The organism is Streptomyces lusitanus (genome assembly GCF_042647945.1).
Lineage (GTDB): Bacteria > Actinomycetota > Actinomycetes > Streptomycetales > Streptomycetaceae > Streptomyces > Streptomyces pseudogriseolus.
Genome location: NZ_JBHRWL010000015.1, coordinates 84,448 through 103,189 on the forward strand (window position 1 = coordinate 84,448; position 18,742 = coordinate 103,189).

17 protein-coding genes are annotated in these 18,742 nt (G+C 74.7%); 10 read left to right on the top strand and 7 right to left on the bottom strand.

Annotated features, from left to right (window positions below; all coding sequences use genetic code 11):
• Window positions 1-217: 217 nt before the first annotated feature.
• Window positions 218-1,348: an aminoglycoside phosphotransferase family protein gene (locus tag ACFOSY_RS21155; protein ID WP_394309205.1), complete on the top strand. Its 1,131-nt coding sequence runs from the start codon at window positions 218-220 to the stop codon at window positions 1,346-1,348.
• A gap of 342 nt (window positions 1,349-1,690) precedes the next feature.
• Complete coding sequence (locus tag ACFOSY_RS21160) at window positions 1,691-3,655, top strand: N-acetylmuramoyl-L-alanine amidase (RefSeq protein WP_394309207.1); 1,965 nt, start codon at window positions 1,691-1,693, stop codon at window positions 3,653-3,655.
• 78 nt (window positions 3,656-3,733) lie between these two features.
• On the opposite strand, the gene ACFOSY_RS21165 is transcribed toward ACFOSY_RS21160, so the two are convergent.
• From ACFOSY_RS21165 to ACFOSY_RS21175, 3 genes are all read right to left on the bottom strand, one after another.
• Window positions 3,734-4,231 (bottom strand): glycosyltransferase family protein, encoded by a 498-nt coding sequence (locus tag ACFOSY_RS21165; RefSeq protein ID WP_031016733.1) that lies wholly within the window; start codon window positions 4,229-4,231, stop codon window positions 3,734-3,736.
• A 91-nt stretch (window positions 4,232-4,322) separates the two neighbouring features.
• Complete coding sequence (locus ACFOSY_RS21170) at window positions 4,323-5,222, bottom strand: universal stress protein (protein WP_394309210.1); 900 nt, start codon at window positions 5,220-5,222, stop codon at window positions 4,323-4,325.
• A gap of 111 nt (window positions 5,223-5,333) precedes the next feature.
• Window positions 5,334-5,576, bottom strand: a complete 243-nt coding sequence (locus ACFOSY_RS21175) for a DUF397 domain-containing protein (RefSeq protein WP_006133802.1) — start codon at window positions 5,574-5,576, stop codon at window positions 5,334-5,336.
• Window positions 5,577-5,863: 287 nt separating this feature from the next.
• Here ACFOSY_RS21175 and paaK point away from each other — a divergent pair, with 287 nt between their 5' ends.
• Window positions 5,864-7,165, top strand: a complete 1,302-nt coding sequence (gene paaK, locus ACFOSY_RS21180) for a phenylacetate--CoA ligase PaaK (protein WP_394309212.1) — start codon at window positions 5,864-5,866, stop codon at window positions 7,163-7,165.
• Between the two features lie 154 nt (window positions 7,166-7,319).
• Window positions 7,320-9,095 carry a serine hydrolase gene (locus ACFOSY_RS21185; protein ID WP_394309214.1) on the top strand — a complete coding sequence of 592 codons (1,776 nt, stop codon included), beginning with the start codon at window positions 7,320-7,322 and terminating at the stop codon, window positions 9,093-9,095.
• Between the two features lie 20 nt (window positions 9,096-9,115).
• Here ACFOSY_RS21185 and ACFOSY_RS21190 read toward each other — a convergent pair whose 3' ends face one another.
• The 3 genes from ACFOSY_RS21190 to ACFOSY_RS21200 all read right to left on the bottom strand — a co-directional run bounded on the left by ACFOSY_RS21190 (window position 9,116) and on the right by ACFOSY_RS21200 (window position 13,425).
• Window positions 9,116-10,684, bottom strand: coding sequence for a phytoene desaturase family protein (locus tag ACFOSY_RS21190; RefSeq protein WP_394309217.1), 1,569 nt, complete (start codon window positions 10,682-10,684; stop codon window positions 9,116-9,118).
• Window positions 10,685-10,763: 79 nt separating this feature from the next.
• Window positions 10,764-12,935 carry a serine/threonine-protein kinase gene (locus ACFOSY_RS21195; protein ID WP_394309219.1) on the bottom strand — a complete coding sequence of 724 codons (2,172 nt, stop codon included), beginning with the start codon at window positions 12,933-12,935 and terminating at the stop codon, window positions 10,764-10,766.
• Window positions 12,936-13,053: 118 nt separating this feature from the next.
• Window positions 13,054-13,425, bottom strand: a complete 372-nt coding sequence (locus tag ACFOSY_RS21200; protein ID WP_369154652.1) for a ferredoxin — start codon at window positions 13,423-13,425, stop codon at window positions 13,054-13,056.
• Between the two features lie 134 nt (window positions 13,426-13,559).
• Between ACFOSY_RS21200 and ACFOSY_RS21205 the strand changes: the two genes are divergently transcribed.
• Window positions 13,560-13,934, top strand: coding sequence for a DUF6479 family protein (locus ACFOSY_RS21205; protein ID WP_394309221.1), 375 nt, complete (start codon window positions 13,560-13,562; stop codon window positions 13,932-13,934).
• Between the two features lie 41 nt (window positions 13,935-13,975).
• On the opposite strand, the gene ACFOSY_RS21210 is transcribed toward ACFOSY_RS21205, so the two are convergent.
• The gene (locus ACFOSY_RS21210) at window positions 13,976-14,485 is read right to left on the bottom strand and encodes an NUDIX hydrolase (RefSeq protein ID WP_394309223.1); all 510 of its coding nucleotides are present in this window, start codon (window positions 14,483-14,485) and stop codon (window positions 13,976-13,978) included.
• 144 nt (window positions 14,486-14,629) lie between these two features.
• Here ACFOSY_RS21210 and ACFOSY_RS21215 point away from each other — a divergent pair, with 144 nt between their 5' ends.
• From ACFOSY_RS21215 to ACFOSY_RS21235, 5 genes are all read left to right on the top strand, one after another.
• Window positions 14,630-15,136: a SigE family RNA polymerase sigma factor gene (locus tag ACFOSY_RS21215; protein ID WP_048456550.1), complete on the top strand. Its 507-nt coding sequence runs from the start codon at window positions 14,630-14,632 to the stop codon at window positions 15,134-15,136.
• Window positions 15,137-15,147: 11 nt separating this feature from the next.
• The gene (locus ACFOSY_RS21220; protein WP_394309227.1) at window positions 15,148-15,639 is read left to right on the top strand and encodes a cellulase; all 492 of its coding nucleotides are present in this window, start codon (window positions 15,148-15,150) and stop codon (window positions 15,637-15,639) included.
• Window positions 15,640-15,760: 121 nt separating this feature from the next.
• Window positions 15,761-17,008: a glycosyltransferase gene (locus ACFOSY_RS21225; protein ID WP_394309229.1), complete on the top strand. Its 1,248-nt coding sequence runs from the start codon at window positions 15,761-15,763 to the stop codon at window positions 17,006-17,008.
• On the top strand, window positions 17,005-18,285 hold the full coding sequence (locus tag ACFOSY_RS21230; protein ID WP_394309232.1) for a hypothetical protein: 1,281 nt from the start codon (window positions 17,005-17,007) through the stop codon (window positions 18,283-18,285). The genes ACFOSY_RS21225 and ACFOSY_RS21230 overlap by 4 nt, the downstream gene beginning before the upstream one ends.
• A 156-nt stretch (window positions 18,286-18,441) precedes the next feature.
• The gene (locus tag ACFOSY_RS21235; protein WP_394309238.1) at window positions 18,442-18,735 is read left to right on the top strand and encodes a hypothetical protein; all 294 of its coding nucleotides are present in this window, start codon (window positions 18,442-18,444) and stop codon (window positions 18,733-18,735) included.
• The last annotated feature ends 7 nt before the right edge of the window (window positions 18,736-18,742 follow it).

An 18,742-nucleotide genomic window follows, 5' to 3' on the forward strand; every position in this document is an offset into this window, starting at 1 on the left:
CGGCTGAGTTGACAGTAGCCCGGTGGGCCATGCCGGGCGACTATTCGCCAGGGTTCGCCAGGGTCCGCCAGATGGTGTGCCAGGGGGCCACGGGTGTCGAGTAGGAACGCGCCACCACGACCCCGTCGCCGCAGGGGCATTCCCCCAGGGTGCGGCCGGGCGGCCGGGTTGGGTGGTGCGCTGACGTCGCAGGCACACGAAGGGATCTGTATCACCCATGTACGCAGCATCGTCCTCCGTGTCCGCCCCGCCCCGGCCGCTGCGTCCGCGTCCGTCGGACAGCGGCCCCTACCTCGCCCCCGCGCGCCCGGCGAACCCCGTGCTCGGCGCGGGCAACGCACGGCGCCTCGCGGGACCGGGCACCCAGCCGCTCAGCGGACGGCTCGACCTGTCCGGCGCACAGGGCGCGCAGCTGCGCACGGCGCTCGCGTCGGTGCACCGCATCTGTCCGGAGTTCGCGCCGGTCCAGGTGCTGCGCCGCACCGGCCGGTCGGTCCTCCTGGTCGGCACCACGGGCCGCAGCACGGCGGTCGCCAAGTGCTTACTGGACCACTCCCCCGCGTGGAGCGAGCGCATCCGGCACGAAATAGCGGCATACCGCTCGTTCGTCCGGCAGCGTCCGCCCGTGCGGGCGCCCCGGCTGATCGCGGCGGACCCGGACAACTGCACGCTGGTCATCGAGCGGCTGCCCGGACGGGTGGCGGCGCTCCAGCGGCACCCGGTGGAGGCGCCGCCCCGGGCGGACATCAGGGCGGCACTCGGCGCGATCTGCCGGCTCAACTCCTGGCGGCCGCCCGCCGGGACGTTCGACGCGCCGCTGGACTACGCGGCCCGGATCAACCGCTACCACGAGCTGGGTCTGCTCACCGACCGGGACCTCGGGGACCTCCAGAAGCTCCTGCACGGCATCGCCGTGGCGACGGGGCGGCAGGGCATGGGACAGTTCTGCCACGGTGACGCGCTGCTCTCCAACATCCTCCTCTCACCGGCCGGTCCGGTGCTGGTGGACTGGGAGCACGCGGGCTGGTACCTGCCGGGCTACGACCTGGCGACCCTGTGGTCCGTGCTCGGGGACGCCCCGGCGGCCCGGCGTCAGATCAGCCAGATCGCCCAGTCGGCGGGCCCCGCCTCGCGCGACGCGTTCCTGGTGAACCTGATGCTGGTGCTGACCCGGGAGATCCGCACCTACGAGACGGCCGTGCAGCGTTCGATGCACGAGCCGGCGCCCTCGGTGGGCCAGCCGGGCGGCGTGCCGTCCGGTGAGGAGCAGCGACTGCTGCTGCGCCGGCTGCACGACGACTGCCAGTTGGCCCGGCGGGCCGTGCGCGCCGCGGTCGGCACCCGCTGACCGCGCGGCGCGACCGCCCCGCCGAGTCCCGTACGACCGCTCCCCTACGACTGCCCGCAGGCGACGACCGCCGCGGGCAGTCGGGCTGTTCCGGGCAGGGGTCGGGCCGTTGCGGGCAGGGACGGGCCGTTGCGGGCAGGGACGACATGGGGCCATCGCGCGGGGTCGGACGGGTCGCCACCGGTCCAGACCGCTGACGCGCCGCAGGTCCGCCGGGGCCCGCCACGAAATCTCGCCGTACCCCGATTGACAAGGGAATTCGCACCCTCCTGGGCATGATTGACGGATCATCGGCCTGCCGGTACCACTGACGGGTCGCACGACCGTCCCCAGGAGGCTGCATTGCGAATTCCCGCCACCGAGCCCGGCCGTGCGGCCGGGCCGTCCCGACGCGCCGGACGGGCCGCTTTCGTCGCCCTGGCCGCGGCCGCGCTGACGCTGCCCCTGCTGGGCGCGGCGCCCGACCCGGCCCCGCCGGCCACCGCCCGGCTGCAACAGGCGTTCGCGTCCGCGTCGGCCGCGTACGACGTCCCGCAGAGCGTGCTGCTGGGCGTCTCCTATCTCCAGTCCCGCTGGGACGCGCACGGCGGCGCCCCCAGCGTCACCGGCGGCTACGGGCCGATGCACCTGACGGACGCGCGTACCGCGCTCGCCTCCGCCGGGCACCACGCCACCGGCTCCGAGGACCCGCGCGGGGACGACGCCCGTCCCGCGCTGCGCCCCTCGGAGCTCGGCCCGGACCCGGCCGAGCTGCCGGACCGGCTGACCACGCTGCCGCGGGCGGCCCGGCTGACCGGCCTGGACGCCGAGGCGCTGCGCGAGGACCCGGCGGCGAACGTGGCGGGCGGCGCCGCCCTGCTGGCCGAGGCGCAGCGGAGGCTGGGCGCGCCGGCCAGTGACGACCCGGCCGACTGGTACGGGGCGGTGGCGCTGTTCTCCGGCGCCGACGACCGGGCCTCGGCGACGGCGTACGCGAACGAGGTGTTCGCGGTGATCCGGGACGGCGAGGAGCGGGTGACGGACGCCGGGCAGCGGGTCGCCCTGGACGCCCGCCCGGACCTGGCGCCCGACCCCTCGGCGCTGGAGCGCGCCGGGCTGCGCAAGGGGTCGGCGGCCGGCACGGAGTGCCCGCGGACGGTGTCCTGCGAGTGGATCCCGGCGCCGTACGAGGAGTTCGGCGAGGGCGACTACGGCAACCACGACCTGGGGAACCGGCCCGCCTCGCAGCGGATCCGGTACATCGTCGTGCACGACACGGAGGGCGCCTGGGAGGGCGTCCTCGACCTGGTCCAGGATCCGACGTACGTGTCCTGGCAGTACAGCCTGCGCTCCACCGACGGGCACATCGCGCAGCACGTGAAGGCCAAGGACGTCGCCTGGCACGCGGGCAACTGGTACGTCAACGCGGCGTCGATCGGCCTGGAGCACGAAGGTTTCCTCACCGACCCGGACGCCTGGTACACGGAGGCCATGTACCGGTCCTCGGCCCGGCTGGTGAAGTACCTCGCCGCCAAGCACGGCATCCCGCTGGACCGGCAGCACATCCTGGGCCACGACACGGTGCCGGGCACCACCACGGCCACCATCCCCGGCATGCACACCGACCCCGGCCCGTACTGGGACTGGCGGCACTACTTCGAGCTGCTCGGCAGCCCGCTGAAGGCCACGGGGCCGAAGAAGTCCGGGGTCGTGACGATCCGGCCCGACTACGACTCCCACCGGCCGGTGTTCACCGGCTGCGAGACCGCCGGGGAGCCCTGCGCCCCGCACGGGTCGAGCGCGGTGCGGCTGTACTCAGACCACGACGAGAACTCCCCGCTGATCAAGGACATCGGCCTCGGCACCACACCCACCACCGGGGTGAACGACCTGTCCTCGCGGGTGTCCACGGGCCAGCAGTACGCGGTGGCCGGCCGCTGGGGCGACTGGACGGCGATCTGGTACCTCGGCCAGAAGGCCTGGTTCCGCAACCCGGCGAAGGACCCGGTCGCCGTGCCGGCCAGGGCGAAGGTGATCACCCCGCGCGAGGGCCTGGACTCCGTCCCCGTGTACGGGCGCGCGTACCCGGAGGCAGCCGCCTACCCGGCGGGGGTGCCGGCGCAGACGGTGTCGCCGCTGCCGTACCGGGTGCTCGCCGGGCAGACGTACGTGACCGGCGGCAAGGTGCCGAGCGAGTACTACTACGCGGTGACCTTCGACCCGGCCTCGCACCAGGTGGTGCGCGGCGAGGAGCAGTACTACGAGATCCAGTTCGGCCACCGGGTCGGGTTCGTGCGGGCGGCGGACGTGAAGGTGGTGTCGTCGTAGCGCGGGAGCGCGCGCGACACGACGGGCGCCCCCGGACCGGTGCGGTCCGGGGGCGCCCGTCGTCGTACGGGTGCGGGGTCAGCCCTGCTGGAACAGCTCCGCGGGCAGCGGCTTGAGGAGGGCGTACAGGTCGTCGGTGATCGGGCGGTCCCAGGCGGCGATGGTCACCAGGACGTTGTCGCTGCGGTCGAACTGCACGCAGGAGATCCGGCTCTCCGACAGCTTGACGCGGCGCACGATCAGCAGGTTGTCGCCCTGCATCACCGGCACGTCCTCCGTGCCGACGACGGTGACCTCCTCGTCGTTCTCCAGCGCCAGCAGCAGCTGCCCGACCTCGAAGGGCACCTCGCCCTCGGGGACGTCGCGGGCCGCGGAGCCCTCGGGGAGGTTGCCGATGATCATCGCGGGGCCGCGGCCGCCGAACAGGTCGTAGCGCAGGAAGACGCCCTGGCAGGTTCCGTCGGGGGCGGGCAGCAGGCCCGCGCCCAGATTGCCGGGCCAGTCGCCCGGGTCCATGGCCAGTACGTCGAAATCGGGCCCGGCGGGTGTGGCACTGCGGCGGCGGAGGAACGACATGCCGCCATGGTACGTGGCCGGAACCCGGTTCGGACGGTCGGGCGGAGGCCTCGTGACCGTCTTCGGGCGCCCGGCCCGGCGGCCCCACGGCTCACTCCTCGGCGGGTGCGGGCGGGACGACCGCGACCGGGCTGTGCGCGTGGAGCAGGACCGCCTGGGTGACCGAGCCCATCATGCGGGCGGGCGCGAACAGCCGGCGGCGGTGGCGGCCCACCACGACCAGCGAGGCGTCCCAGGAGGCGCCGACCAGGTGACCTGCCGCGTCCCCCGGCAGCGCCACGACCTCGACCGCGACCTCCGGGTGCCGCTCGCGGTACGGGGCGAGCAGGCCATCGGCGAGGACACGCGTCTCGTGCTCCATGGCCTCCTGGTCGGCCTGCGCGGGCGGCACCTCGCCAAGCAACAGCACCGTCTGGAGGGGCCACGGGTACGCGGTGACGGCCCTCAGCGCGGCACGGCGTGCGGCGGCCTCCGCGAAGGCGAAGCCGAGCGTCGCCGTGTCGGGTCCGTCGGTGCTCACCCCGACGACCACGGGGCCGTCCCCGTGCGTCGTCTCCTCCTCGCCGCCGCGTCCCGGCCGGGGCACCACGACGACCGGGCATCCGGCGTCCCGGGCGGCGGCCAGGGAGTTCGACCCGAGCAGCAGGCCGGCGAAGCCGCCGCGGCCCCGCGAGCCGAGCACCAGCAGCCGGGCCTCCGTACCCGTCTCGGGCAGCAGCGCGCCCGGCGCGCCCTCGGTGACGACGTACTCGACGGACGGCGTGCCGCCGAGCGCGTCCACCCGGGCGCGGGCCTGGGTGAGCACCGGGTCGTCGTCCGCGGCGGGCGGCCCCGCGTCCCGCGCGTCCTGGCGGGCGCGGGGCGGGGCCGTGCGGACGTGCAGGACGCGCAGGGTGGCCCCGTGCCGCCGGGCGGCGTCCAGGGCCCACTCCAGGGCGCGCAGTCCGTCCGGGGACCCGTCCACCGCCGCGACCACCGGCTGGTCGTTCATGTGCCTCGCCTCCGGATACGGCGTCGGTCCGCGCCGTCCCCTCATGGTCCGGCGTGGCTCTCCGCCGATCGCGTGTCCGGGAAAGCGCGCGGCACACGTCGCGGGGGCGGGTCAGGTCAGGTCGAAGTCGCCCTCGCGCGCGCCCGAGACGAAGGCGCCCCACTCGGCGGGGGTGAAGATGAGGGACGGGCTCTCCGGCCGGCCACTGTTGCGCATGGCGATGAAGCCCTCCACGAAGGCGATCTGGACGTCGCCCAGACCCCTGCTGCCGGACTGCCACTGTGCGTTGCTGAGGTCCAGCTCGGGCTTGTCCCAGCCCGTGAGCGGGCGCTGCTGGGTGGTGCTCTCGGCCACGTCCGTGCTCCTCCCGGTTGTCGTCCGCGGCCAGCCTAGCGAGCGGGGTGTCCTCCGGACAGGTCGCGTGAGGGGGATGCGGGAAGGGGTGCGGATGACGCGTGCGGGCCGGTGGGGGCTTGTCGCGCAGTTCCCCGCGCCCCTGGGGTGTCGCCTCGCCACCGTCCCTCCGGGAAAAGTGCAGGCCCGGCTCTTGCACCGGAGGGTGGTCGGCTGCGTTACTGGGGCCCGGCGTGAGCGACCGAATGATCGGTCGTCCGGAATGGGACGGTGAAAGGAAGGTCCTGATGACCGAGGCGGCGGACCTGCTGGACCCGGCGGAGCGGCTCGACCCCGACGGGTTGCGGGCCCTCCAGCTGGAGCGGCTGCGGAACTCCCTGCGGCACGCGTACGAGAACGTGCCGTTCTACCGGGAGTCCTTCGACAAGGCGGGCGTCCACCCCGACGACTGCCGTTCGCTGTCCGACCTGTCCCGCTTCCCGTTCACCACCAAGGCGGACCTGCGGGAAAACTACCCGTACGGCATGTTCGCCGTCCCGCGCGAGCGGGTCCGCCGGCTGCACGCCTCCAGCGGCACCACCGGGCGCCCCACGGTGGTCGGCTACACGGAGAACGACCTGTCCATGTGGGCCGACATGGTCGCGCGGTCGCTGCGCGCGGCGGGCGCCAGGCCCGGCGACATCGCGCACATCGCGTACGGGTACGGCCTGTTCACGGGCGGGCTCGGCGCGCACTACGGGGCCGAGCGGCTCGGCTGCACGGTGATCCCCGCGTCCGGCGGGATGACGTCCCGGCAGGTCACGCTGATCCAGGACCTCAGGCCGTCGGTCATCATGGTGACCCCGTCCTACATGCTGACCCTGCTCGACGAGTTCGAGCGGCAGGGCGTCGACCCGCGCTCCACGTCGCTGCGGGTGGGCGTCTTCGGCGCCGAGCCGTGGACGGAGGACATGCGGCGGGAGATCGAGGAGCGGTTCGCGATCGACGCGGTGGACATATACGGGCTGTCGGAGGTGATCGGGCCGGGCGTCGCGCAGGAGTGCGTGGAGACCAAGGACGGGCTGCACATCTGGGAGGACCACTTCTTCCCGGAGGTCGTCGACCCCCTCACGGGCGAGGTGCTGCCGGAGGGCGAGCAGGGCGAGCTGGTGTTCACGTCGCTCACCAAGGAGGCCATGCCGGTCGTCCGGTACCGGACACGGGACCTGACCCGGCTGCTGCCGGGCACGGCGCGGGTGTTCCGGCGCATGGAGAAGGTGACCGGGCGCAGCGACGACATGGTGATCCTGCGCGGGGTGAACCTCTTCCCCACGCAGATCGAGGAGATCGTGCTGCGCACCCCGGGCGTGGCGCCGCACTTCCAGCTGCGGCTGACCACCCGCGGCCGTATGGACGCGCTCACCGTACGCGCGGAGGCCCGTCCGGGCGCGGACGCGGCGGCCCGTGAGGCGGCGGCGCGGTCCATCGTGCAGGCAGTGAAGGACGGCATCGGCGTCTCGGTGGAGGCGGAGATCGTCGATCCGGAGTCGCTGGAGCGGTCGGTGGGCAAGATCCGGCGCATCGTGGACCTGCGGGAGCGGCGCGGCTGATCCCCTCCGCGGCGGCCGTGCCCGCCGTTCACCGCTCCCTCCGTCCACAGCCATTGACATCCGGCACCCCTGACAGGAAAGTTTCATCCGGTGCGGTGATCTCCGGAAGTTACTTTCAGGCGGCTCGGTGACAGGACTCGGGAGGGGCGGACGGATGGCGGCTGCGAGAGGGATGAGTCGGCGTCAAGTGGGTCGGGGCGCACTGGCCTTGGGCGGCGGGCTGGCGTTCGCGTCGCTGCCCGCCGATCCGGCCGCCGCGGCGGCCTCGTCCCGTGGAGGGGGCCGTCCCGCGCTGCGGCACGGGTCGGCGCGGGAGGCCGGGCTGCTGCCGGGGCCGCTGAAGCAACTCGTCGCCGACGCCGAGGCGTTCCTCCAGCCGTCCCCGCGACACCCCTGGTACGCGGGCGCCGTTCTGCTCGCGGGCCGCGGGCGCACGGTGGCGCTGCACCGGCCGATCGGCATGGCCGTGCGCTACCAGGCGTACGACGAGACGACGGACACCGGTGTCGAGTTCCCGGCGGACCAGCAGATCGCGATGGCCGAGGACACCGTCTTCGACCTGGCGTCGGTGTCCAAGCTGTTCACCTCGATCCTCGCCGTGCAGCAGATCGAGCGGGGCCGGCTGGCGCTGGAGGCGCCGGTCGCCTCGTACCTGCCGGACTTCGGACGGGCCGGCAAGCAGGACGTGACGATACGCCAGCTGCTCACGCACACGTCCGGGTTCCGCGCGTGGATCCCGCTGTACGAGGCGCCGACGTACGAGGACAAGGTGCGGCGCCTCTACGACGAGACGCTCGCCAACCCGCCGGGCACCGCGTACCTGTACTCCGACCTGAACCTGATCTCGCTCCAGCTCGTGCTGGAGCAGGTCACCGGGCGGAAGCTGGACGTGCTGCTCCGCGAGGAGATCACCGGGCCGCTCGGCATGCGCCGGACCCGCTACAACCCCCCGGCATCCTGGAAGCCGAGGATCGCGGCCACCGAGGACGCGCGCAAGCCGTGGTCCGGACTGGACCGGGGGCTGGTGTGGGGCGAGGTGCACGACGAGAACGCGTACAGCCTCGGCGGGGTCGCGGGCCACGCCGGTGTGTTCTCCGACGCGTGGGACCTGGCCGTCCTCGCGCGGACGCTGCTCGACGGCGGCGCCCGCGGCCGGGAGCGGATCCTGCGGCCGGAGTCGGTGGAGCTGATGTTCACCGACTTCAACACGGCCTTCCCGGGCGACGAGCACGGCCTGGGCTTCGAGCTCTACCAGCACTGGTACATGGGCGCGATGGCCACGCCCCGCACGGCCGGTCACACCGGGTTCACCGGGACCGCGCTGGTGCTCGACCCGACCACCGACTCGTTTCTCGTCGTCCTCGGCAACTCCGTGCACCCGGTGCGCAGTTGGCGGTCCGGTTCGGCGCCCCGGGTGGCCGCCGCCAACCAGCTGGCCCGCGCGGTGCCGGTCCGCCCGGCCCGGGGGCGCACGGCGTGGTTCTCAGGGATGGCGAGCGCGGCCACCGCGACCCTCGCGCTGCCCGCGCTGGACACCTCGTCCGGCGCGGCCCGGCTGAGCTGCGCGCTGTGGTGGGACACCGAGCCGAAGGCCGACGTCCTGGCCCTCGAGTCCTCGGCGGACGGCGGGACGACCTGGCAGCCGGTGCCGTTCACGACGCGGCGGCGCGGCGCCGGGCCCGAGCAGCACCCGGCGGGCACGGCCACCGGCTGGTCGGGCCGCGTCTGGCACGACCTGACCGCGGACCTGCCGGCCGCCCCCGGCCTGGTCGTGCGCTGGCGGTACACCACGGACCGCCTGTACGTCGGACGCGGCGCCTACGTCGACGGGCTGCGGGTCGAGCGGGGCCGGCGGCGGCTCTTCGACGAGGCCCGCCCCGCCGACGCGGCCCGGCTGACGGCGGAGGGCTGGAGCAGGGAGGACGGCTGAGGCGGACCGCGGCCGGGCCGTCAGGCCTGGCCGGCCTCCAGGACGGCCATCGCCGCGTTGTGTCCCGGCACGCCGCTGACCCCGCCGCCGCGCACGGCTCCGGCGCCGCAGAGCAGCACGTTGGCGTGGGCGGTCTCCACGCCCCAGCGGCCGGTGCCGTCCTGGGCGTGGGGCCAGGACAGGTCGCGGTGGAAGATGTTGCCGCCGGGCAGCCCGAGGTCGCGTTCCAGGTCGAGCGGCGACTTGGCCTCGATGCACGGGCGGCCGTCGGCGTCCGTGGCGAGGCAGTCGGCGATCGGTTCGGCCAGATGGGCGTCGAGCTGGGCCAGCGTCCTCGTCAGCAGCTCCTCGCGCACCGCGTCGTTGTCCCGCTCGAACAGCCGCGCGGGGGTGTGCAGTCCGAACAGGGTGAGGGTCTGGTAGCCCCGCTCCGCGAGCTCGGGGCCGAGGATGGACGGGTCGGTGAGCGAGTGGCAGTAGATCTCCGAGGGCGGCGCGTCGGGCAGCCGGCCCGCGGCGGCCTGGTCGTGCGCGGTGGCCAGCTGCTGGTAGCCCTCGGCGATGTGGAAGGTGCCGGCGAACGCCTCGCGCGGGTCCACGGAGCTGTCGCGCAGCCGGGGCAGCCGCGTGAGCAGCATGTTCACCTTGAGCTGGGCGCCCTCGGCGTGCGGCGGGGGCGTGTCGCCGGTGAGCCGCGCCAGCTCCTCCGGCGAGGCGTTGACGAGGACGTGGCCCGCGGTGACGACGCTCTCGCCGTCGGCCGTGCGGTGGGTGACCTCGGCGGTGCGGCCGTCGGTCTCGATGCGCACGGCCTCGTGGCCGGTGGCGATGACGGCCCCGGCGGCGCGGGCGGCGTCGGCGAGGGCGTCGGTGACCGCGCCCATGCCGCCGACCGGGACGTCCCAGGCGCCGGTGCCGCCGCCGATGACGTGGTAGAGGAAGCAGCGGTTCTGCTGGAGGGAGGGGTCGTGGGCGTCGGCGAACGTGCCGATGAGGGCGTCGGTGAGGACGACGCCGCGCACCAGGTCGTCGGAGAAGCGCTCCTCGACGGCGACGCCCAGGGGCTGTTCGAAGAGGATCCGCCAGGCCTCCTCGTCGTCCACCGTGCGGCGCAGCTCCGCACGGGTGGGCAGCGGCCCGGTGAGGGTCGGGAAGACCCGGCGGGCGACCCGGCCGGTCAGGTCGTAGAAGTCCTGCCAGGCCCGGTACTCGCGGTCGGAGCCGGTGAGCCGGACGAACGCCTCGCGGGTGCGCTCCTCGCCGCCGCCGACGAGCAGGCCGGTGGGCCGGCCGTCGCGCTCGGCGGGCGTGTACGAGGAGATGGTGCGGGTGCCGAGCCGGACGTCGAGTCCGAGGTCGGTGAGAATCTTCCGGGGCAGCAGGCTGACCAGGTAGGAGTACCGGGACAGGCGGGCGTCGACGCCGGCGAAGGGGCGGGTGGAGATCGCCGCGCCGCCGGTGTGGTCCAGCCGCTCCAGCACCAGTACGGAGCGCCCGGCGCGGGCGAGGTAGGCGGCGGCGACGAGGCCGTTGTGGCCTCCGCCGACGATGACGACGTCGTACGTCCGGGACTCCTGAGCTGCGGTCATGGTTCTTCGTAACACGTGATGATCGTCCGCGGCCAGAGGGGACCGGGCACGGAACGGGCAGGACCCGCAGGGAAACGGACTACGCGCCTCCGGCCAGGCCGTGTCCGCGCGCCGCCGCCACCCGCCCGTACAGGTCCGCCGCCTCCCTGAGGTGGCCCAGGCGCTCCAGACAGTGGGCCTCGTCCTCGCGGGCGGCGAGGGTGTCGGGGTGGTCCGCGCCGAGGATCCCCTCCCGCGCGTCGGCCACCCGCCGGTACTCGGTGAGCGCGTGCGCCCAGTCGCCCAGCCAGCCCAGGGCGACGGCGACCTCGCGGCGGCTGACCAGGGTGTCCGGGTGGTCGGCGCCGAGTACCCGCTCGCGCAGGGCGGCCACCTCGCGGGACTCGGCGAGAGCGTCCGCCCACCGGCCGAGCCGGCCGAGGCTGACGCCGGCGCCGTGCCGGGCGCGCAGGGTCTCGGGGTGCAGCGGACCGTGCACCCGGGTGCGGTCCGCGACCAGGCGGCGGTACACGTCGAGGGCCTGCCCGGCGCGGCCGAGGCGGCCGAGGCCGACGCCCACCTCGTGCCGGGCGGCGAGGGTGTCGGCGTGGTCCGGGCCGAGTACGCGGGTGCGGATCACGGCCACGTCCCGGTAGGTCTCCAGGGCCTCCTTCCAGCGGCCCAGGCGGCCGAGGACGTAGGCGACCTCGCACCGGGTGACGAGGGTGTCGGGGTGCTCCGGTCCGAGCACCCGGGCGCGCGCCTCGGCCACCTCGCACGCCGTGGCGTGGGCGTCCTCCAGGCGGCCGAGTCTGCTGAGGTTGAAGGCGAGGTTGTGCCGGCAGCGCAGGGTGTCGGGGTGGTCGGGGCCCATGGTCCGCTCGCGCGCCTGAAGCACCGACAGGTACACGCGGTGGGCATCGGCCGGGCGGCCCAGCTGGGCGAGGACGTACCCCATCTCCTGGCGCGCGGCGAGCGTGTCGGGGTGGTCGGCTCCGAGGACGCGGATACGGGCCTCGGCGACCTGCTTGTAGGCGCGCAGGGCGTCGGCGGGCCGGCCGGTGCGGCTGAGGGTGAACGCCACCTCGTAGCGGCTGGCGAGGGTGTCCGGGTGCTCCGGGCCGAGCAGGCGCTCGCGTTCGGCGGCGACCTCGGCGTGCAGCTCGCCCGCCTCCTCCCAGTGGCCGAGGCGGCCCCGGCGCAGGGCGGTGTGGTGGCGCTCGGCGAGGGCGGTCAGCACCGTCGGCGAGGGGGTGGGCCCGGGGGTGTCGCGTGATGCGGCTCCGGCGGCGCGGGCGGCGTTGTCGCCGCGGGTCCAGGACGGCACCCGCGCGGGGCGTCCCGCCGGGCCGGCCGGCAGGGTTGTGGACGGCCCGCCCGCGGGTCCGGGCAGGGCGAGGCGCCCGGCGAGGACCGGCGAGGACCGTAACTCCTCGATGCGCCGGGCCAGGTCGTCGGCGCTGTCCGGCCGGTCGTCCGGGTCCTTGGCCAGCAGGTCGAGGATGACGCGCTCCAGCCGCCCGGGCAGTTCCGCGCGGTGGCGGCGCGGGGGCACGGGCGGGGTGTCGCGGTGCCCGACGAGGATCGCCCAGGCGTCGTCCAGGTCGAACGGCGGCGCCCCGGTGGCGATCTCGTAGAGCACACATCCGAAGGAGTACAGGTCGCTGCGCCGGTCGACCTCCTCCCCGGCGATCTGCTCCGGCGACATGTAGTGCGGGGTGCCCATGGCGACGCCGGTGCCGGTGAGCCGGGAGGTGAAGCCGATGTCGTGGCCCAGGCGGGCGATGCCGAAGTCGCAGATCTTCACCGTGCCGTCGTCGAGCCGCACGATGTTGGCGGGCTTCAGGTCGCGGTGCACGATGCCCTGGTCGTGGGTGTAGGCGAGGGCGGCGGCGACCTGCGCGGCCACCTGGACCACCTCGTCGACGGGCAGCGGATGGTGCTTGTTGTCCTCAAGGAGCCGGCTGAGGTCACGGCCCTGGAGCAGCTCCATCACCAGGTAGAGCACGCCCTCCGACTCGCCGAAGTCGTGCACCACGGTGATCCCGCGGTGCTGGAGCGAGGCCGCCACCCGCGCCTCGCGGCGGAACCGCTCGCGCAGCACCCGCCCGGACGACGGGTCGCGCTGCGCGCCGAGCGGGTCGAGGCACTTCACCGCGACCTGCCGGCCGAGCGACTCGTCGCGCGCCCGCCAGACCTCCCCCATGCCGCCGCGTCCGATGCGGTCCAGCAGCCGGTACCGGCCCTGGATCAGCCGTGTCTCGTCCCCCATGTCCTACGCCGCCCCCGTCGTAGTCCGTCCGGCCTCCCCCTGTCTCGTCCAGTATGGCGACACCTCGCCCGAGTTTGTACGGGGCCGGGAGGCGGCCGGGGTGGGGCGGAGGGGTGGGTCAGTTGAGGGTGGCGAGGAATTCCGTGCAGGCCCGGGCGCAGGCGCGGCAGGCCTCGGCGGTGCGTTCCGCGCCGGGGTGCCCGTCGAAGACCTGGGCGCTCTCCAGGCACACCTGGCGGCACCACTCGACCTGCATCCTGATGGTGGCCTCGTCGGCCTGGTTCTGCTCGGACAGCACCCGGCAGGTCGCGTCGCAGACCTCCGCGCACATGATGCCCTTGCGTCGTACGAGTTCCTGGTTCTCGGCGCCGTCGGGGTCCACGAGGCCGGCCCGGGTCGCGCAGGCCCTGGCGCACTCGGTGCAGGCCTGGGCACAGGCGAACCGGTCCTCCAGGAACCGGAACAGCTCCTCCTGCGATGTCGTCGTCACACCGCGCGGGTTGCCGCCGTGCGGTGCGTCAAACCCGGCCCGCCCGGCCGTCGCACGGGCCGCGCGGCGTCCCCCGGGCGGGCCCGGCGGGGGCGATCTGGTTCGGGGCGGGGACCGGGGGTACCCGCAGGGGCATGATGAACACGATGCAGACGGCCGACCTGGCGGCGGGACGCGGAGCGCTGGGCGCCGGTCTGGTGGTGGCGGGGATCGTGGTCCTGGCACTGCTGATCGGCATGTTCCTGTTCGGCAGCCGCAGGGTGCGCAACGACGACTCGCGCCGGCCGCGGCCCGAGGAGCAGCCCCGGATGCCCGAGGGCGGCCCGGTCCGCGAGGTGCAGGAGCACCGGGAGCCGGAGGAGATGCCCCGGACGGAAGAGCGGCTGACCCCGCACGAGCTGAAGGGCCACGGCAACGCCGGCACCCGCACGAGCGCCGCCCAGGAACGCCCGCGCTGGGACGAGGGCGGCAGCGGCGGCTTCGGCAGCGGCGGGCCCGGCGCCCACTGACGTACACGACGGCCCCGGCACACGCCGGGGCCGTCGCCGTGTCAGCGGGTGCTTTCGCGCACGGCCGGCCCGTTCGGCACGAAGCCGAGGTCGACGGGGGCGGCCGGAGCGCCGTTCCTCCGTACCCCGTCCAGCAGCCCGGGGAGCTGCGGCGGCCACAGCGGCTCGTGGTCACCCGCCAGTTCGGCCGGCGACCACCAGCGCCACCGCTGGATTCTGTCCTCGGCGTGCGCGGCCGTGAGGTCCCCGGCCGGATCCCGGCGGGGCGTGTACGCGAGGAAGATGTGCTCGTGCTGGCGGACGGGCGTCCCGGCACGGGTGAAGTCGTGCTCCCAGAGACACAGCACGCCGTCCTCGATCACGAGGTCGGTCCACCCGGTCTCCTCCCGCACCTCCCGCTCGGCGGCCTGCCGGGGTGACTCGCCCGGTTCCATGCCTCCGCCGGGCATCGCCCAGTGCACGCCGACCTCGGGGTTGTCGTAGCGGAACAGGAAGACGGATCCCGCCGGGTCCAGCACGGCGACGCGTGCTGCTCGTCTGGGTGTGCGCATCGGGTCAGCCTGACAGTGCCTCCGGGCGCTGTCATTCGCGTTTTTGGGGCGTGAGGCAGGTCACAGCGCTGTGCTGCATCGTTTCCCCCCGCCCAATGTCTTCTTCCAGGTGCAAGGGCTTGTACGGACACGGGGCGGTAAGGGATGCAGCGGTTTCGGGCCGACGGCTTCGACGAGTTCGTGGCCGCCCGCTGGTCGGCGCTGCTGCATGTCGCGCGTCTGCTCACCGGCGGCGACCGCCAGCGCGCCGAGGACCTGGTGCAGGAGTCCCTGGTGAAGCTGTGGTTCGCCTGGCCGAAGGTCGCCGAGCAGGCGCCGGAGGCGTACGTCCGTCAGGTGCTGGTGCGGCTGGCCGCCCGCTCGGCCCGCCGGCGCTGGTGGGGTGAACGCCCGGTGGGCGAACTGCCCGACCGGCCCGGACCGGGCGACGTGTCCGCGGCCGTCGCCGAACGCTCGCGCCTCGAGGCGGCACTGGCCCTGCTGACGCCCCGTCAACGGGCCGCCGTGGTGCTGCGCTACTACGAGGACCTGCCCGAGGGGCAGGTGGCGCAGGCCCTCGGCTGTCCCGTGGGCACGGCCCGCTCCCACGCGTCGCGCGGTGTGGCGCGGCTGCGGGAGATCCTGTCCGACTCCGCCCGGCCCGTGAAGTGAGGGGAGCAGCGATGGACGACTTCGAGCACGAGCTGACGCGCATGATGCGCGAGGACCGGGCGCACACCCCCTTCGACCCCGGGCACCGCGCGCGCCTGTACGAGGGCATCCGGGCCCGTCGCCGGACACGGGTGCTGGTGCGGGCGGGCGGTTCGGCCCTGGCGGTGGCCGGGCTGAGCGTCGGTCTGGCGCTGCTGCCCCAGCTCGGTTCCGGGTCCGCGCCGGCCGATCTGCCGCTGCCCGCGACCGGGTCGACGGCTCCCCCGCGCTCCGGCGAACCCACCGCGACCGTGTCCGGCACCGCGGAGCCGAGCACGTCGCTGCCACCGACCGGGAGTACGCCGTCCAACACCCCGGGCGGCTCCCCCTCGGGGACGACCGAACCGGCCACGACGGCCCCCGGCTCGGCGGACTCCGGCTCCGCGTCCCCGCAGACCACGGAGACGGGGACGTCCACGCCCGGGTACGACGGCACCCCGACCTACCCGCCGCCGAGCGGGTGACGCCGCACGGGCCGTAGAACCACCTTCGCCCGCCGCACAGCACCAGCGACCCTCCGCCTCCCGCCCCGCGGACCACCCCACGGGCGTAGTTGGCATGCCCATACCAACGAAAGGTCCCGCCATGAGAACCGCCCGGCGGCCCGCACCGCCCCTCCCCGCACAGGCCCACCCCGAGCCGGTCCTGGAGGTGGTCGTGCCCGTGCACAACGAGGAGCACGACCTCGAACCCTGTGTCCGGCGGCTGCACGCGCACCTCGTGGAGACCTTCCCGTACCCGTTCCGGATCACGGTCGCCGACAACGCCAGCACCGACCGGACCCCGTGGATCGCCGCCCGCCTGGCCGGGGAGCTGCCCGGCACGCAGTGGGTGCGGCTGGAGGAGAAGGGACGCGGACGCGCCCTGCACACCGCCTGGTCCCGCTCCCCCGCCCCGGTGCTGGCCTATCTCGACGTGGACCTGTCCACCGACCTCGCCGCCCTGCTGCCGCTGGTCGCGCCGCTGATCTCGGGCCACTCGGACCTCGCGATCGGCACCCGTCTCGCCCCCGGCGCCCGGGTGGTGCGCGGGCCGAAGCGGGAGATCGTCTCCCGCTGCTACAACGGGCTGCTGCGCACCACGCTTTCCGTAGGGTTCACCGACGCGCAGTGCGGTTTCAAGGCGGTCCGCCGGGAGGTGGCCGAGCGGCTGCTGCCGCTGGTGGAGGACCGTGAGTGGTTCTTCGACACGGAGCTGCTGGTGATCGCCGAGCGGGCCGGGCTGCGCATCCACGAGGTGCCGGTGGACTGGGTGGACGACCCCGACAGCCGCGTGGACCTCCTGCGCACGGCGCTCGCGGATCTGCGGGGCATGGCCCGGCTGGGGCGGGCGCTGGCCCGCGGCAGGCTCCCGCTGGCCGCGCTGGGCGGCGCGGGGACAACGGCCGGCTCCCCGGTTGTCCCGCCGCCCGGCCGGCTCACCCAGCTGCTCCGCTTCGCCGCCGTCGGCGCCGCCGCCACGCTGCTGCACCTCGCCCTGTACGTCCTGCTGCGGCCGGCCGCCGGGGCCCAGGCGGGCAACGCGCTCGCCCTCCTCCTGTGCACCGTCCTCAACACCGCCGCGAACCGGCGGTTCACCTTCGGCGTGCGCGGACGCGCGGGGCTGCCGGCCCATCACCTCGGCGGGCTGATGGCGCTCCTCGCCGGTCTCGCCGTCACCGGCGGCGCCTTGGCCGTCCTGCACCACGCGGACCCCGGCGCAGGGCCCGGGACCGAGCTGCCGGTGCTGGTCGCCGCGAACCTCGCCGCCGCCGTGCTCCGCTTCCACCTGCTGCGCGCCTGGATCCTCCCCGGCCGCCGCTCCCGCCGTACGACAGGGACCTCCGCCTCATGAGCAGCACGACCACCCGCCTCCCCGGACCGGCGGCGGCCCCTCCCGCCGCGCCCGGCGAGACCACGCCCGGCGGCCCCGCGCCCGGCCCGCGCGAGCGGCTGCGCCGCCTCGCCCTCCGCCTCGGGCCCGTGCTCGCCGTGTACGGGGTACTGAAGCTGGCGGGCTTCACCGTGTTCCTGGCGCTGCTGGACTCGGCCGGCGACTTCCGGGAGAAGCACCCCCGGTTCGGCGGCGGCGCGCACCCGTGGGACGTGCTGGGCAGCTGGGACGGCTGGTGGTACCAGCAGATCGCCCTGCACGGCTACGACCCCGCCCTGACACCGGTCCCCGGCGCGACCGGGCTGATCACGCTGGAGGGCAACTCGGCGGCGTTCTTCCCGCTGTACCCGGCGCTGATGCGGCTGGTCGCGGAGGCCACCGGGCTCGGCCCGTACGGCGCCGGGATGACGGTGTCCGTCGTGTGCTCGCTCGTCGCGGCCCTCGGCATCCACGCCGTGACGGCGCGGCTGGGCGGGCGCCGGGCCGGGATGGTGGCCGTCGGCCTGTGGGCGGTGTGGCCGGGGTCCGGCACGGAGTGGGCGGTGTACTCCGAGTCGCTGTACACGGCGCTGGCCGCCTGGGCGTGCTGGGCCGTGATCACCCGGCGCTGGGCGGCCGCCGGGGTGCTGACCTTCGCCGCCGGGCTGACCCGGCCCACGGCGTTCGCCCTGGTCGCGGCGCTCGCGGTCGCGGGGCTGATCGCGGTGGTCCGGCGGCGGGAGGACTGGCGGCACCCGCTGGCCGCCGTGGCGATCGCCCCGCTGGGGGTGGCGGGCTATCTGGCCTGGGTGGGGTACCGGATGGGCGACTGGGGCGGCTGGACCAAGCTCCAGGAGGGCGCCTGGGGGCACACCTTCGACTACGGCCGGCACAGCCTGGACGTGCTGACCTCCGTGCCGGTGGGGCACTTCGACTACCTGTTCGCCATGCCGATGGAGGACGTGATCGGCGTCGGGGTGGTGCTGCTGGTGCCGGTGCTGACCGTGCTGCTGGTGCGGCTGCGTCCGCCCGCCGTGCTGGTCGTGTACACGGTCCTGTCGTATCTGACGGTGATGGGCACGCAGCAGTACTTCGGCAACGTCTCGCGCTATCTGCTGCCGCTGTTCCCGCTGTTCGTGCCGCTCGCCCTGGCCATGCGCCGGCTGAGCGGGCCCGTGCTGGCGGCCGTGCTGGGCACGGCGGCGGTGGCGTCCGGGTCGTACGCGGGGTACGTCCTGTTCGAGCTGGGCGTGCCGTAGGCGGCCGGGTGGGCGACGGCCCGGCGCAGTAGGCTGAACGCAGTCGCCCACCGGGAGCCGGCCATGGGGATCCGCAGGAAGCGCACGCGTCGACCGACCCCGGTCGTGCCGGAGTTGTGCGATCTCTGCGCACGCACGTTCCCTCCTCAGGAGGCGGTGTGCGGACATGTGGCGGACTCCTCGGCCGTGCACCCCGACGATCCGCTGCACGACGGTCTGCGCCGGGTCACCGCGTGCTGCGAGGCCCATCTCGAGCTGATCCGGGCCGCCTACCGGCAGCGGCCGTTCGTGCGGGAGGAACTCTGGGCGGGCAAGATCGGCCGCGTCCTGACGTCCGGCCGGCCGGTGCTCTCCATGACGGAACTGGCCTGTCGTACGGGTCTCGACGAGCCGGACATCCGCAGGGCCATCGCCTGGCACAACGAGCGGCGGCGACGTCTGGACGGGTGAGCGCCGG

Excerpts from the sequence above, each read along its gene's own strand:
- ACFOSY_RS21155 (WP_394309205.1), top strand. The coding sequence starts at position 218 with ATGTACGCAGCATCGTCCTCCGTGTCCGCCCCGCCCCGGCCGCTGCGT.
- ACFOSY_RS21165 (WP_031016733.1), bottom strand. The coding sequence starts at position 4,231 with ATGTCGTTCCTCCGCCGCCGCAGTGCCACACCCGCCGGGCCCGATTTC.
- ACFOSY_RS21170 (WP_394309210.1), bottom strand. The coding sequence starts at position 5,222 with ATGAACGACCAGCCGGTGGTCGCGGCGGTGGACGGGTCCCCGGACGGA.
- paaK (WP_394309212.1), top strand. The coding sequence starts at position 5,864 with ATGACCGAGGCGGCGGACCTGCTGGACCCGGCGGAGCGGCTCGACCCC.
- ACFOSY_RS21185 (WP_394309214.1), top strand. The coding sequence starts at position 7,320 with ATGGCGGCTGCGAGAGGGATGAGTCGGCGTCAAGTGGGTCGGGGCGCA.
- ACFOSY_RS21190 (WP_394309217.1), bottom strand. The coding sequence starts at position 10,684 with ATGACCGCAGCTCAGGAGTCCCGGACGTACGACGTCGTCATCGTCGGC.
- ACFOSY_RS21195 (WP_394309219.1), bottom strand. The coding sequence starts at position 12,935 with ATGGGGGACGAGACACGGCTGATCCAGGGCCGGTACCGGCTGCTGGAC.
- ACFOSY_RS21205 (WP_394309221.1), top strand. The coding sequence starts at position 13,560 with ATGATGAACACGATGCAGACGGCCGACCTGGCGGCGGGACGCGGAGCG.
- ACFOSY_RS21210 (WP_394309223.1), bottom strand. The coding sequence starts at position 14,485 with ATGCGCACACCCAGACGAGCAGCACGCGTCGCCGTGCTGGACCCGGCG.
- ACFOSY_RS21215 (WP_048456550.1), top strand. The coding sequence starts at position 14,630 with ATGCAGCGGTTTCGGGCCGACGGCTTCGACGAGTTCGTGGCCGCCCGC.
- ACFOSY_RS21220 (WP_394309227.1), top strand. The coding sequence starts at position 15,148 with ATGGACGACTTCGAGCACGAGCTGACGCGCATGATGCGCGAGGACCGG.
- ACFOSY_RS21225 (WP_394309229.1), top strand. The coding sequence starts at position 15,761 with ATGAGAACCGCCCGGCGGCCCGCACCGCCCCTCCCCGCACAGGCCCAC.
- ACFOSY_RS21230 (WP_394309232.1), top strand. The coding sequence starts at position 17,005 with ATGAGCAGCACGACCACCCGCCTCCCCGGACCGGCGGCGGCCCCTCCC.